Consider the following 13388-nt stretch of genomic DNA (forward strand, 5'->3'; position numbering starts at 1 on the left):
TAGACATGAAAAAAGCCGCGACCATAGGTACAACGGCTTTAACAACCAGAATTATTTTTCTTGATGTAGGCTAGCTACAAAAAGAAGCGTTACAGTGCCTGTTCAAGCTCTGGTAACGCATCAAATAGGTCCGCAACAAGGCCATAATCAGCCACTTGGAAAATGGGCGCTTCTGGGTCTTTGTTGATAGCGACAATGACCTTAGAATCTTTCATACCTGCAAGATGTTGAATAGCGCCGCTGATCCCAACTGCAATATATAAGTTAGGCGCCACAATCTTACCGGTTTGGCCCACCTGCATATCGTTAGGCACAAAGCCCGCGTCAACTGCAGCACGCGATGCACCAATTGCGGCCCCTAGTTTGTCAGCAATACCATTTAGCAAGGCAAAGTTTTCACCGTTTTGCATACCACGGCCACCTGAAATAACAACCGGTGCGGCAGTTAATTCAGGGCGCTCAGATTCAGTTTGTTCAATGCTCACAAACTCACTCACTTGAGAGGCAATACTTTGCGAGCGATCCTCAATGTCACATGCTGCTTGAGTCTCTACGGCATCAAATGCGGATCCACGCACAGTGATAACTTTTTGTGAGTCTAATGATTTTACAGTCGCAATTGCATTACCCGCATAAATTGGACGCTTAAAGGTGTCTGCATCAATCACATCGATAATTTCTGAGATCTGTGATTTGTCGAGTAACGCCGCGACACGTGGCGCGATATTTTTACCTGTGGTAGACGCTGAAAACAAAATGTGTGAAAAGTCACTTGCTAATTCAACAACTAGCTCAGATGTGTTTTCTGCCAATTGATGTTCGAATGAAGCATCGTCAACAGCAACCACCTTTTGTACGCCAGCGATCTGTGCAGAGTGATTGGCAGCCTCAGCAATGTTGTGACCTGCAACTAATACGGTAATGTCGCTTGCGATTTTTGTTGCAGCAGCAACCACCTTAGCGGTTTCAGGTTTCAATACACCATTTTCATGCTCAGCAATAACTAATACGCTCATGAGATCACCTTTGCTTCTGTTTTTAACTTGTTTACTAACTCTTCAATGCTCTCAACCATCACGCCACCAGAGCGCTTAGCTGGCTCTTCAACTTTCACCAATTCAATACGAGGAGCTAAATCAACGCCTAACGAATCCGCAGCGATTACGTCTAGTGGTTTACGCTTAGCTTTCATGATATTTGGCAATGAAGCATAACGAGGTTCATTTAAACGCAAGTCTGTTGTCACGACAGCTGGAAGTGATAGCGATACCGTTTGCAAACCGCCATCAACTTCACGCGTCACTTGCACTTTATCGCCTTCAACTACAACTTTAGAGGCAAAAGTGCCCTGAGCACGCTTAGTTAACGCCGCTAGCATTTGTCCTGTTTGGTTATTATCAGAATCGATAGACTGTTTACCTAGAATGACCAGTTCCGGACTTTCTTGTTCCACTACCTTAGCCAGTAGTTTTGCAATGTGTAGAGATTCAAGTTTTGCGTCTGTTTCAATGTGGATCGCTTTATCTGCACCTAGTGCAAGCGCCGTTCTCAATTGCTCTTGGCAAGCTTTATCGCCAATTGATACGGCAATAACTTCCGTTGCGGTACCCGCTTCTTTCAAACGAACCGCCTCTTCTACTGCGATTTCACAAAATGGGTTGATCGCCATTTTAACATTGCTCAAATCAACATCACTGTTGTCAGATTTGACTCTTGCCTTTACGTTGTAATCAATCACGCGTTTGATTGGCACAAGTACTTTCATGGTTACTCCATCATCTGGTTATTCTCTAAGCTGACGTCTACGTCAACAAATTATTTTATTGGTTTCAGACTACTTCCTGTTGACGTAAACGTCAACCTCAAATAACCTTAGTTTAACGAAAATCAAACTAAAGCCTCTCTTTAGTTAATCTACCGTCAAATAGTGTGAGGTTAATAATGGTCGAACGTGAAACCATGGAGTTTGATGTTGTGATAGTTGGTGCAGGTCCTGCGGGCCTGTCTTGCGCTATCCGACTCGCTCAACAGGCTCAAGAAAAACAACAAGAATTAATGATCTGTGTAGTCGAAAAAGGCTCAGAAGTAGGTGCACATATCTTGTCGGGTGCAGTATTTGAAACCAAAGCACTAGACGAACTTATCCCTGATTGGGCTGCAAAGGGCGCTCCCGTAACAACGAAAGTGACGGCTGACGACATTTATTTATTCAAAAATGAAACCAATGCCACCAAACTGCCTCATCTAGTGGTACCAAAAACATTTAAAAATGACGGCAACTATATTGTTTCCATGGGGAATGTTTGCCGTTGGCTCGCTGAACAAGCAGAGCAACTTGGCGTTGAAATTTTCCCAGGCTTTAGCGCCCACTCTCTAATTGTTGAAGAGCAACAAGTTAAAGGTATTATTACCGGTGATATGGGCCTAGATAGAGATGGCCAGCCTAAAGACAGCTATATGCCTGGAATGGAACTTAGAGCGAAATATACCGTATTTGCTGAAGGTTGCCGTGGCCACTTAGGCAAACAACTTATAGCTGAATTTAAACTAGATAAAGACGCTTCCCCTCAACACTATGGGATCGGCTTTAAGGAAATTTGGCAAGTAGACCCAAGCAAGCATAAAGAAGGTCTTGTTGTACACGGCACAGGTTGGCCACTCGACAATGATACCCATGGCGGTTCATTTATGTATCATGCTGAAAACAATCAAGTCGTTGTCGGGTTAATCATCGACTTAAATTACACTAATCCACACCTAAGTCCATTTGATGAATTTCAGCGTATGAAGCATCACCACACCTTTGCGAGTGTACTGGAAGGTGGTGAGCGCATTGCCTATGGTGCTCGCGCAATCGCCAAAGGTGGCTTTCACAGCCTACCTAAAATGCATTTCCCAGGTGGTTTACTGATTGGCTGTGACGCAGGTACCCTCAACTTTGCCAAAATTAAAGGCAACCATACAGCAATGAAGTCCGGTATGCTTGCAGCCGATGCCATCATTGAGGCACTCGGTCAAGAAAGCGTTCCGTCAGACTTGGTAAGCTTTGCCGACAAATTTAAGGCAAGTTGGCTTTATGATGAGCTTTATCAATCTCGTAACTTTGGTCCAGCAATGCATAAGTTAGGTCGTATTATGGGTGGTGCCTACAATATGATTGACCAAAACATTTTCTCAGGTTCGCTACCATTTACTATTAAGGACGAACATCAGGATCACGCACAGCTTAAGCTTGCATCTGAATCGCAAACTATAAGTTACCCAAAGCCGGATGGTAAATTAAGTTTTGACAAACTTTCTTCCGTATTTTTATCGAATACCAATCATGAAGAAGTGCAACCATGTCATTTACAGTTAAAAGATTCTGATATACCAATCAAAGTCAATTTAGCTAAGTTTGATGAGCCTGCACAGCGCTACTGCCCCGCAGGCGTGTATGAAGTAAACGAAAACGAGCAAGGTGAGAAGCAGTTTGTTATCAATTCGCAAAACTGTATTCATTGCAAAACCTGCGATATTAAAGATCCGAGCCAAAATATAACCTGGGTCACACCAGAGGGTGCCGGTGGTCCAAACTATCCAAACATGTAATACCAATAAATCCTAAATTGCGGGGGCGAAATGCCCCTTTCTTTCCTATACTTAGCGTATATTTTTAAAAATAGAGCTGAGCCTATGCCACAACAATCCGTCACCTTTCGATTTTTAGCAGAGCCCACCGACGTCAACTTTGGCGGTAAAGTACACGGTGGTATGGTCATGAAATGGATTGATCAAGCTGGATATGCTTGCGCCGCGGGTTGGAGCGGTAGCTACTGCGTTACCGTTTCAGTAGCGGGCATGCGCTTCCACCGCCCGATTCTTGTGGGTCAGATTGTTGAAGTTTCCGCGCGCATTGCCCATACCGGGAACACCAGCATGCAGATTTTTATTCAGGTGCGCTGTGGCGATCCAAAAACGCAGCGACTTGTCGAAACCAATCACTGTATTATCAGCTTTATCGCTATGGACCAGGCTGGGTATCCAATTCAAATTCCGCAGTTTAAAGCGAAAACCGAAGAGGAGAAAAAATTAGAAGCCTATGCGATGAAAATGAAGGAAATAGCGATCCAGACTGAATCGCTATTAGAAGAAACCTTGTCCGATAGTAAATAACATAAAAGTCTGATAACAAAAATTGAAGTGTAGAAGTTCAGCTACGATTGAACTTCTATCAGTTTAAAGGAGCTATTCGGCTCACCAAAAACCAAGACATTACACTCACCCCAACTTTTCGGTATATTCCACTGCATATTTTCAGCAAATTTAAATTGTGAAAACTGGTTATCACATCTTACTTCAAGGGTATGAAGTGCGCCTGAAACCTCAGTGATAGCGAAATTTGGTCTGACCAATGCGTGCGTCCAGACATCATCATTTTTGATTTCAGCGGCTATAACAAGCATCTTGCTCTTATCTGCTATTAAAGCAACGATTTCATCTATGACAGGTTGAACTGCCGACTTGTAAGTGTCTTGTCCATCTAATTCCATTAGTTTTTTATGGTTTTTCAGCGCTCCTTTATATTCCTGCAGCTGGGTTTGGAGCTTAATTGCATTGATAAGTGCGTTGGAGTAGAGTTCAGGTTTAACGATATCCTTGCCGTGCCAGATGATCCCTTTATGCGCCTCAAGTTCTTGTCTAGTTTCAGCTGTTAGTTGAAAGTATCGCGCTTTTACTAAGTTAAAAAACGCTTCTTCATATCGATTCCAACGACCTTTTTTTGCCAGTTTATCAATATGTTCTTTAGCTTCTACTAGCTTACTTTCATCAAGGAGGTTATTGATGTTGCGATAACTTCTCACAAAACCTCGAGATGCTCCTTCTTCCGCATCTGACATATTAAATGAAAACATCACACTGTTTTTGCACTGCTTAATCGGCTTACCATCTTTTGTTGCTGGAGAATATTGCCAACGTTTGATTGCTCGCAGTGCAGCGCGTTCGAAGCCTTTCTGTCCAGATGAATCCTCCACTATCGGAGACGCCACTGAACCATCCTCATTGATGATATAGCTCAGCGTAACCCAGCCTTCCCCGCCGACTAACGCAACATTACGTGGATACTGAGGAGCAACTCTTTCAACAGCCGATGCATTTACGATTGTAGATAAATGTAAGTTTGGCTCGCTTTGCGCAAATGCGTCTGTTGTGAGTGAAGCGAATAGAACTGAGGTCATTAAAGTAGATTTAATAAAATTTTCCATATCAAATTGTCCGTTATTGATAGCAGCTAAAATATAGCACAGACTTTATATTCGCGACAACGACCCTAAAACGGGGACCTTGTTTTTATTTACAATTTAGCTCAGATAAGAGCCGTACGTCCTTTGAAAAACGCGTGCCTTGCTGGTCCTGCACTTTAATGGAAGCTAGATAATGTAATGGCTGTAGAGCCTATGAAAACTGGAACTAAAGATACAAAATCATTCGGGAATATTGGCAATGGATTTGGCTAGTTAAATCGCGCTAAAGCAAATTTCTTGCTAGTGTAAATATGGCTTTTTCACTTGCAGCGAGCGCGTCGCGTTTGCTTAAGTTGCCTTCCTTTAATAATTGTAAGCTTACTTTTTCCGCTTCTTGACTGAGCAGTACATCCATTTTAGTTGGACTTACCGCTCCTTCTGTTAAATCATTTATTATTGCTTGCAACGTTGCTCTGCGCTCCGATATCGCGCGGATCAAAATAGGCTTTAGAGGAGAAGATTTGCAGAGCGCTTCTTGGCAGCTTTGGTCAACCTTTCTATGAAACTCCATTGTTTTTACTCACCTCGTTTCAGGCGATTAAATGCTTGTAATTTTTCTCGTAAGCCTTGAATTGGTTTTATGTCTTCGACCAATTGCTTGTATTCGTATGCTCTAGTACCAATAATTTGTTCGTTATCTGTGCGTAAACTCGAACGTAAGCTATTTTGGGGCGAAAAAGTATATCGATTCATGTTGCGACTTCCATCAATATTCCATTATTTACAAGGTTATGCGAAAAATCTGAATAAATGAATTACATGACATTACAGGGCTAATTACGAGCAGGATTTTGTGAAAGTCAGGATCAATAGTAAACTTCGCTCATCTTAATTAAAACAGAGACCATAGTGGAACAAATCACTATCGAGCCCATCGGCTTTATCCAATCTCCTTATAAACAGAAGTTCGCTATCCCGAGACAACCAAGGCTTGTCCCAGAGGCAAAAGCCAAGCTTAGATTTGTTGGTGAATTCAACCGCGAAGAATTTGTTCGTGGTATTGAAGCGTTCACGCATATTTGGTTGTTGTTTCGTTTTCATGAAACCGCTGATAAGGGCTACTCTGCGCTTGTACGCCCGCCGAGACTCGGTGGCAATGAACGTAAAGGCGTGTTTGCGACTAGAGCGACTTTTCGGCCCAACGGGATTGGCATGAGTGCAGTAAAGCTCGAGGGCGTAGAATATAAAAATGGTCAGCTGGATCTGTTGCTCTCTGGCGTAGATTTATTGGACGGTACACCAATCATTGATATTAAACCGTATCTCCCCTATTCAGATGCTCTGGTGGATGCCACAGCTGGCTTTGCTGATACTCGGCCAGAAACACAGATGTCTGTTAGTTTCTCAGACAAAGCCATCATCTTTATCGAAAAACAGAAAAACTATCCTGAACTTCAGCAATTCATTACCAATGTACTGAAGCAAGATCCTCGTCCAGCTTATAAAAAGAAACGCACATCACAGCAGGACTATGGTATGAGTTTGTATGATTTTAATATCCGCTGGACAGTAGATGGTGAGCATAACCATGTCACTGAAATTTCGTTAGCAAAATAGCAAACTCAGCGGTTTGCCAATAAACTTATAAATTATGAAGATGTTTAGGTATTAAAGCTTTTTAAGCGGCTACTGCACTGCTAGAATAGCCGCCAATAAGAGAACAATAAGTAACTTATACTGGAATAAGAATGCGTACGAGTGAATATATATTAGCGACTCTAAAAGAGACGCCGTCTGATGCAGAGGTGGTAAGCCACCAGCTAATGCTTAGAGCGGGTATGATCCGTAAATTGGCTTCAGGTCTTTATACTTGGCTACCATCAGGCCTAAAAGTTTTCCGCAAAGTAGAGAGAATTGTCCGTGAAGAAATGGACAAAGCGGGAGCGATTGAGCTGCTAATGCCAGTGATCCAGCCTGCAGAGCTATGGGAAGAGTCAGGCCGTTGGGAACAGTTTGGTCCTGAACTACTTCGTATTAATGACCGTCATGGCCGTCCATTTGCACTTGGTCCAACGCATGAAGAAGTGATCACTGATCTTGTACGTCGCGAAATCAACAGCTATAAGCAACTGCCGATCACACTTTATCAAGTCAGTACGAAAGTACGTGACGAAGTTCGTCCACGTTTTGGTGTGATGCGCGCGCGAGAATTCACCATGAAAGATGCCTATTCATTCCACATGACTGACGAGTGTCTTGAAAAAACGTATCACAAGATGTTCCAAGCTTACTGTAACATTTTTGATCGTTTAGGCGTTGACTACCGTCCAGTTATTGCTGACAGTGGTTCAATTGGCGGCAACCTATCGCATGAGTTCCATGTACTTGCAGAGTCTGGTGAAGATGCAATCGCATTCAGTGATGAAAGTAACTACGCTGCAAACATTGAAAAGGCAGAAGCGCTTGCACCAACTGAAGCTCGCCCAGCGCCAAGTAAAGAGCTTAATACATTTGACACACCAGAAGCTTTCACCATCGCTGAACTAAAAGCAAAACATGGCGTTAAACCACACCGTGGTGTGAAAACACTCATCGTGTATGGTGCACCAGACGAAGATGGTAAACGCGGCCTAGTCGCACTTATCGTTCGTGGCGATCATGACTTAAATGAGCTGAAAGCTGAAAAATTAGCACTAGTGGATTCACCGCTAGAGATGGCGAGCGAAGAAGACATTGTTAACACTATTGGTGCAAAACCAGGCTCTTTGGGGCCTGTTGGTCTTTCAATGCCTATTATTGTCGATCGCAGCGCAGCTATCATGGCTGATTTTGTTGCTGGTGCAAACAAAGATGGTATTCACTACAGTGGGATCAACTGGGACAGAGACGTAAGCGCTTATACTGTTGAAGATATCCGTAACGTGGTTGAAGGCGATCCAAGCCCTTGTGGTAAAGGTAAAATCCTTATCAAACGTGGTATCGAAGTAGGTCACGTGTTTCAACTTGGTACTAAGTACTCTGAAGCAATGAAAGCTGGTGTACTTGGCGAAGAAGGGAAAAACCAAACATTAACCATGGGTTGTTATGGTATTGGCGTTTCTCGTATCGTTGCCGCTGCAATTGAGCAAAATAACGATGATTATGGTATCAAATGGCCTGTTGCTATTGCGCCATTTGAGTTGGCAATCGTGCCAATGAATATGCATAAGTCTCACCGTATTCCAGAGATCGCAGAAAAGTTCTATGCAGATCTACAAAATGCGGGAATTGATGTGTTATTCGACGACCGTAAAGAGCGTCCGGGCGTTATGTTTAACGATATGGAACTTATCGGTATTCCATACACCCTAGTGATTGGCGAGCGTAACCTTGATGAAAATAAGGTTGAGCTGAAAAATCGTCAAACTGGCGAAAAACTGATGCTGGATATTGGATCTGCGGTTGAAACAATCGTTAATGCAATTAAAAGCAAATAAGCCTACGTAAATTGTATAATAAAAGAGCATACAGATGTATGCTCTTTTGTCATATTAGCTTCTCCTAACTGCCCCGCCACTGTCATCTTTGCCTCTTAGCATTGTCATTATTACGCTAAAGAGCCAAGCCATGAAAACAACATACTATCCGAGTATTTGGATCTCAGACGTACACTTGGGCTACAAGGACTGTAAAGCGAAGTTCTTGCTAGATTTTCTCAACAAAACTGAATGTGATGTACTCTATCTGGTTGGTGATATCGTTGATCTATGGTCAATGAAACGCCAGTTTTTTTGGGATCCATCCCACTACCAGGTATTAGAATGCATACAGAAAAAAGCGAGATCTGGTACACGCGTTATCTACATACCGGGTAATCACGACGAAACCTTCAGAAACTACGTTGGACAAACGCTTTTTAAAGTCGAAGTGCATAAAACCTTTATTCATACCACTTCAGCAGGTAAGCGGTTTTTATTACTACACGGTGATGATTTTGACTCGGCAACAAGATACAACAAACTAATCAGTATCATTGGGGATGCCGCTTATGATTTTCTACTCTTCTTAAATCGCTGGACCAATCGCGTACGACGTTTATATGGTGGTCATTATTGGTCGCTTGCATCTTGGCTGAAAAAACGCGTGCATAAAGCCAGAGAGGCCATTGCCGCATTCGAGAATGCAGCAATTCATGAAGCGAAGAAGCAAGGTGTCGACGGTATTATCTGCGGGCATATCCACCAACCAGAGATCCGTGTCGTAGATGGTATTGTGTACTGCAACGATGGTGATTGGATAGAAAACTGCACGGCATTGGTTGAAAACCAAGAAGGTCGTATCGAATTGCTGCATTGGTCAGATGTACAATCTGTCCTCAACGTAGTTGAAATTGACAATGTTAAAACCGATAATGTTGAAGCCGCTTAATTAGCGGCTTTAGTTCTTTCGGTCACTCTTCTTTTAATAGCTTATGCAGTAAATCGATGCGTTTATTGATACGCTTGTTTTGCACGTGTGCCTCTGCGCTTAAGCTCATCATTAAAATCAAAAAGATGTATAAAACGGGTTGTTCAATAATTTCTGGGTAGCGATAAATTAAAAATACGACTGCCGTTAGCATACCGATGATCTGGTAGAATCGTCGCTTATTATTAGGCCTCAGCGAATTAAACTCTTTTAGTATCGCTTCCTTTCGCGGCATATCCTCAAACAGCGCCTGAGGACAATCCTGATTTTTCTTCATATGCTTTCACTTATGTTTAGCGAAGTTATATTCGAAATAAACAATCGCCGTTGGTTAACAATACTTGTTGCCCAAAATGGGGAATTACCCAAGCTTTATCACTTAAAAAGACGTTTTATAAAAACAATCTCCGCTTTTCGTCAGGTGCGTTATATCACAAATGTAGTCATTGCCCAGACAATTATACCCAAAATAAACACTAGAATGCCATATTGAAAGTGCCTCACCATTGGGAACACCGCTTTATCCGTACGCTCAATAGACAAAGGATATTGCCAATGCGTTAACGCAAGTAAGAGTGGCTCAGCTTCTACGCTCATACCAGAGAGTGAAACCGTTGCGCCATACTCAGTATCAAAGACCAAATCAACAATATGATTACGACGAGTCGACGCGGTTAACCTATCCAATTCGCTAACTGTAAACGTATTCCAGTGAACCTTAATATCGTTAACTTCATCCTTTTTTACCTCTCGTGCTTGTTTATCTGTAAACAGTAACGCAGGTAGCAGCAAACTATTTTCCTCAACCTTAATTTGGTTACAGGGCGATTGGTAAACAAAATAGTGTTTATTACTGATGAGTAAAGACGTCAACCAATAGCTCAAATACGTGAGCACCAAAAATACTAAACCAGCAATGTAATTTTGTGACGAGTAAAGAATAAAGCAGGTCATTAGACCAAAAGCCCCTACCACCATCCAAACTATATGCAGCTTATGCTTAGGCGTCGGTAGTGCACATCGTAACACGGAGAATCGTGCTTCAATATCGCGATTGCGATTCATAAATAAAGGAAATAATCTTGCAAGGCTAGTTGGAGTTGAGCGCGTAGCTGATCTTCTATCTGCATCCGCATCTGCCGTCGGTTGAACGTTATGGTCAAGACCTGATGCAGACAAAAGCGCGGTGAGTTTATCAGCTTGCCGCAAACACGAAAATGAATAGACCGCAGGCTCCTCACTTTCTGATAGATAACTTATACCAATATAATTGAGTTGCTTGTTTCCACCCGAAGATACATCAGTCACAGTAGCAAGCGGTATCACACACTCGTCTATTCGCCAAACACTTACATTCAATAACGATAGTTGTTTAGTGATAACAAACTGCTTTTGTGCAGGGTCAAACATCAATCGATTACGGTATGAAAATAGTAACAAAGAAATCACTAAGTAGATCAGAGCTTCCAAAAAGCTTGACCCGACTAAGTGAAAAACCGACGATAACAAGAATAAAATGGCAATGCCGTTAGTAACTGATTCACTGACTGACTTAAGTACCGTGGTTGATGTCATCCTACATTCCTTGAGTGACTAATATTGAAACCTACTACTTGCACAAGCTACCTAAACAGGTAGAAGACTAAATTACAAAAAGTTAAACGCTGAACAAGGCGTTTATCGTACAGAAAAACGCCATAATTCTCAATGACTCACACCTAACTGAAGCTTTACCTAAACAAAACGGTTTCTTTATTAAACCATTTAACGCAGCATACGAGTAACCCTGCCGCTAAAACGGCAGAAGCGCCAAAAATTAATGCGACGTAACCATAATCAACTGTGCCTTTGATGATTTCTTTAATCGCTAATGCCACATTGGTAATTGGGATCAATGCAGTTTTAGCGGTTAACTCCATATTTGGCATTAAAGACATCACAATGGGAATGAAGATCCCCATGCTAAGTGGCCCCATGTAGTTTTGTGCTTCTTTAAAGGTTCTGGCGTAAATTGAGATGGCAAGTGTTAGCGACGAAAGCATCACTGCAACAGGAAGCAACAACGCAAAAATCAACACAAAGTCTAATAATGCAACCGACGAGAAGGCGTTTTTAATCACGTCTAGCTCGACAAAGCTACTGGCAATTCCTATCCACAGTGCCATACTGGAAACCGTGATAAGCGCACAGAATATTGAACTGCTCAATACGGTTAAAAATTTACCTAACACCAGCTCTGTGCGTGAGATTGGTGTTAATAACAGCGTCTCTAAGGTGCCACGCTCTTTCTCTCCAGCGCCTAAATCAATAGCTGGATAGCTTGCCCCCATCAATACCAACGGAATTAACATGTAAGGGATAAAAGCACCTAACTTTTCGCCTAAATTTTCGCGTTTGTCAGCAGTATCCACTTTAGTAATCGATATAGGCTGGAGCACTGCCACTTGCTCCGCTTGCGACAACCCCAGTGAGGTTAACTTCGCCGCTCTGAGTTCATCAGAAAACTTCTTAGCAAGTTTAGACAAACGGTCATAAATAAAGTTGATAGATTGCGCATCGTTAAACACGATTTTCCATTCACTTTTTACGCCAGACTCTAGATTTTCAACCGGATCGGATGGAATAAAAACCCCAACATCGATCACTCCTCTTCGTACCGCATCACTCAGCGCTTCGACGCTATCAAGCTTGAGCTCACCAGCATATTTCTTAAAACTTTTATGATAAAAAACCTGCTCAGAGAACTTTTCAGCATAAGCTTCATTTACGATGTAATACGTATGGACTTCTTGCTTTGCTTCCATGGCGGCTTGTGAAGCCATAAAGCCGACTAAAGCCATAACCACGGGAAATACCAACATCGGTAGTGCAATCACAAAAAACAGTGTTTTGCGGTCGCGCAGCAGCTCTCTAATTTCTTTTAAAAATACCTCAAACATGCTGTGCTCCCGTTAACAAATTTAAAAATGCCTGATTTAGCTCTTCACTTTGCCCCTTTGCTTTAAACTCAGCCAAACTGCCATCAAAACAGGTGATCCCTTTATCGATAACAGACACCCTATCGCACAATAACGCGACTTCATCTAAGTGATGGGTAGAAAATATAACGGGTGTACCACGTGCTTTGAGGTCGCGAATAAAAGAGATAACTGTTTGTGTGGTCATAATATCAAGGCCAGTCGTAGGCTCATCTAGTACCACGACTTTAGGGCTATGTACCACCGCCCTTGCTATATTGGTCTTTTGTTTCATACCGGTCGATAGGTGTTCAGCCCTTTTATCTAGAAAGGTCTCCATCTCTAAGCGCTGAAACAGCTCATCGCATTTCGCTTTTAATGCTTTTCCTTTTAAACCATGAAGTCGTGCAAAATATTCAACATTTTCTTTGGCGGTTAGACGTCCATATAACCCTGTTGACCCTGATAAAAAACCGATGGCTTTGCGTGCAACAACAGGCTTTTTCACAATATCCTGACCATCCACTAAGATAGTACCGGCATCCGGCGTCAGTGCAGTTGAGAGCATACGCAAAGTGGTGGTTTTTCCCGCCCCATTGGGGCCGAGCAATCCAAGTACTTCACCTTGCCCACAGTGCAAGTTAACCTCTTCTACACTGTGAAAAAAACCATCACGCTCGCGAGGATCCGTCTGACTTTTTTTCTTTTTGTGTTCGCGAGTCAGGGCGAAGCGTTTTTTTAATCCATTGATAGCTATCAT

14 protein-coding genes are annotated in these 13388 nt (G+C 42.5%); 5 read left to right on the top strand and 9 right to left on the bottom strand.

Annotated features, from left to right (window positions below; all coding sequences use genetic code 11):
- Nucleotides 1-89: 89 nt before the first annotated feature.
- Together GSF04_RS14425 and GSF04_RS14430 are read right to left on the bottom strand one after the other, a co-directional pair.
- Nucleotides 90-1016 carry an FAD-binding protein gene (locus GSF04_RS14425; RefSeq protein ID WP_045990058.1) on the bottom strand — a complete coding sequence of 309 codons (927 nt, stop codon included), beginning with the start codon at nt 1014-1016 and terminating at the stop codon, nt 90-92.
- A complete protein-coding gene (locus GSF04_RS14430; protein ID WP_211857593.1) occupies nt 1013-1765 on the bottom strand; it encodes an electron transfer flavoprotein subunit beta/FixA family protein in 753 nt (250 codons plus the stop codon). Before GSF04_RS14430 ends, GSF04_RS14425 begins: the two co-directional genes overlap by 4 nt.
- Nucleotides 1766-1941: 176 nt before the next feature.
- On the opposite strand from GSF04_RS14430, the gene GSF04_RS14435 reads away from it, so the two are divergent.
- Together GSF04_RS14435 and GSF04_RS14440 are read left to right on the top strand one after the other, a co-directional pair.
- Nucleotides 1942-3591, top strand: coding sequence for an electron transfer flavoprotein-ubiquinone oxidoreductase (locus GSF04_RS14435; RefSeq protein ID WP_211857594.1), 1650 nt, complete (start codon nt 1942-1944; stop codon nt 3589-3591).
- Between the two features lie 84 nt (nt 3592-3675).
- Nucleotides 3676-4155, top strand: a complete 480-nt coding sequence (locus GSF04_RS14440) for an acyl-CoA thioesterase (protein ID WP_211857595.1) — start codon at nt 3676-3678, stop codon at nt 4153-4155.
- A gap of 41 nt (nt 4156-4196) precedes the next feature.
- Here GSF04_RS14440 and GSF04_RS14445 read toward each other — a convergent pair whose 3' ends face one another.
- The 3 genes from GSF04_RS14445 to GSF04_RS14455 all read right to left on the bottom strand — a co-directional run bounded on the left by GSF04_RS14445 (nt 4197) and on the right by GSF04_RS14455 (nt 5978).
- The gene (locus GSF04_RS14445) at nt 4197-5246 is read right to left on the bottom strand and encodes an energy transducer TonB (RefSeq protein WP_211857596.1); all 1050 of its coding nucleotides are present in this window, start codon (nt 5244-5246) and stop codon (nt 4197-4199) included.
- Nucleotides 5247-5508: 262 nt separating this feature from the next.
- On the bottom strand, nt 5509-5796 hold the full coding sequence (locus GSF04_RS14450) for a hypothetical protein (RefSeq protein WP_211857597.1): 288 nt from the start codon (nt 5794-5796) through the stop codon (nt 5509-5511).
- Between the two features lie 5 nt (nt 5797-5801).
- A complete protein-coding gene (locus GSF04_RS14455; protein WP_211857598.1) occupies nt 5802-5978 on the bottom strand; it encodes a hypothetical protein in 177 nt (58 codons plus the stop codon).
- A 156-nt stretch (nt 5979-6134) separates the two neighbouring features.
- Between GSF04_RS14455 and tsaA the strand changes: the two genes are divergently transcribed.
- From tsaA to GSF04_RS14470, 3 genes are all read left to right on the top strand, one after another.
- A complete protein-coding gene (tsaA, locus tag GSF04_RS14460; protein WP_211857599.1) occupies nt 6135-6842 on the top strand; it encodes a tRNA (N6-threonylcarbamoyladenosine(37)-N6)-methyltransferase TrmO in 708 nt (235 codons plus the stop codon).
- Nucleotides 6843-6973: 131 nt separating this feature from the next.
- On the top strand, nt 6974-8701 hold the full coding sequence (locus GSF04_RS14465) for a proline--tRNA ligase (protein ID WP_211857601.1): 1728 nt from the start codon (nt 6974-6976) through the stop codon (nt 8699-8701).
- Between the two features lie 130 nt (nt 8702-8831).
- The gene (locus GSF04_RS14470; protein ID WP_102056759.1) at nt 8832-9632 is read left to right on the top strand and encodes a UDP-2,3-diacylglucosamine diphosphatase; all 801 of its coding nucleotides are present in this window, start codon (nt 8832-8834) and stop codon (nt 9630-9632) included.
- A gap of 22 nt (nt 9633-9654) precedes the next feature.
- Here GSF04_RS14470 and GSF04_RS14475 read toward each other — a convergent pair whose 3' ends face one another.
- From GSF04_RS14475 to GSF04_RS14490, 4 genes are all read right to left on the bottom strand, one after another.
- Nucleotides 9655-9948, bottom strand: a complete 294-nt coding sequence (locus GSF04_RS14475; protein WP_211857603.1) for a hypothetical protein — start codon at nt 9946-9948, stop codon at nt 9655-9657.
- Between the two features lie 149 nt (nt 9949-10097).
- Complete coding sequence (locus tag GSF04_RS14480) at nt 10098-11246, bottom strand: hypothetical protein (RefSeq protein WP_211857605.1); 1149 nt, start codon at nt 11244-11246, stop codon at nt 10098-10100.
- A gap of 155 nt (nt 11247-11401) precedes the next feature.
- Nucleotides 11402-12610: an ABC transporter permease gene (locus GSF04_RS14485; protein WP_069020689.1), complete on the bottom strand. Its 1209-nt coding sequence runs from the start codon at nt 12608-12610 to the stop codon at nt 11402-11404.
- Complete coding sequence (locus GSF04_RS14490; RefSeq protein ID WP_010604694.1) at nt 12603-13388, bottom strand: ATP-binding cassette domain-containing protein; 786 nt, start codon at nt 13386-13388, stop codon at nt 12603-12605. The genes GSF04_RS14485 and GSF04_RS14490 overlap by 8 nt, the downstream gene beginning before the upstream one ends.

The sequence above is a fragment of the Pseudoalteromonas sp. A22 genome, from assembly GCF_018141345.1.
Lineage (GTDB): Bacteria > Pseudomonadota > Gammaproteobacteria > Enterobacterales > Alteromonadaceae > Pseudoalteromonas > Pseudoalteromonas maricaloris.

Excerpts from the sequence above, each read along its gene's own strand:
- GSF04_RS14425 (WP_045990058.1), bottom strand. The coding sequence starts at position 1,016 with ATGAGCGTATTAGTTATTGCTGAGCATGAAAATGGTGTATTGAAACCT.
- GSF04_RS14430 (WP_211857593.1), bottom strand. The coding sequence starts at position 1,765 with ATGAAAGTACTTGTGCCAATCAAACGCGTGATTGATTACAACGTAAAG.
- GSF04_RS14435 (WP_211857594.1), top strand. The coding sequence starts at position 1,942 with ATGGTCGAACGTGAAACCATGGAGTTTGATGTTGTGATAGTTGGTGCA.
- GSF04_RS14440 (WP_211857595.1), top strand. The coding sequence starts at position 3,676 with ATGCCACAACAATCCGTCACCTTTCGATTTTTAGCAGAGCCCACCGAC.
- GSF04_RS14445 (WP_211857596.1), bottom strand. The coding sequence starts at position 5,246 with ATGGAAAATTTTATTAAATCTACTTTAATGACCTCAGTTCTATTCGCT.
- GSF04_RS14450 (WP_211857597.1), bottom strand. The coding sequence starts at position 5,796 with ATGGAGTTTCATAGAAAGGTTGACCAAAGCTGCCAAGAAGCGCTCTGC.
- GSF04_RS14455 (WP_211857598.1), bottom strand. The coding sequence starts at position 5,978 with ATGAATCGATATACTTTTTCGCCCCAAAATAGCTTACGTTCGAGTTTA.
- GSF04_RS14465 (WP_211857601.1), top strand. The coding sequence starts at position 6,974 with ATGCGTACGAGTGAATATATATTAGCGACTCTAAAAGAGACGCCGTCT.
- GSF04_RS14470 (WP_102056759.1), top strand. The coding sequence starts at position 8,832 with ATGAAAACAACATACTATCCGAGTATTTGGATCTCAGACGTACACTTG.
- GSF04_RS14475 (WP_211857603.1), bottom strand. The coding sequence starts at position 9,948 with ATGAAGAAAAATCAGGATTGTCCTCAGGCGCTGTTTGAGGATATGCCG.
- GSF04_RS14480 (WP_211857605.1), bottom strand. The coding sequence starts at position 11,246 with ATGACATCAACCACGGTACTTAAGTCAGTCAGTGAATCAGTTACTAAC.
- GSF04_RS14485 (WP_069020689.1), bottom strand. The coding sequence starts at position 12,610 with ATGTTTGAGGTATTTTTAAAAGAAATTAGAGAGCTGCTGCGCGACCGC.
- GSF04_RS14490 (WP_010604694.1), bottom strand. The coding sequence starts at position 13,388 with ATGATAGCTATCAATGGATTAAAAAAACGCTTCGCCCTGACTCGCGAA.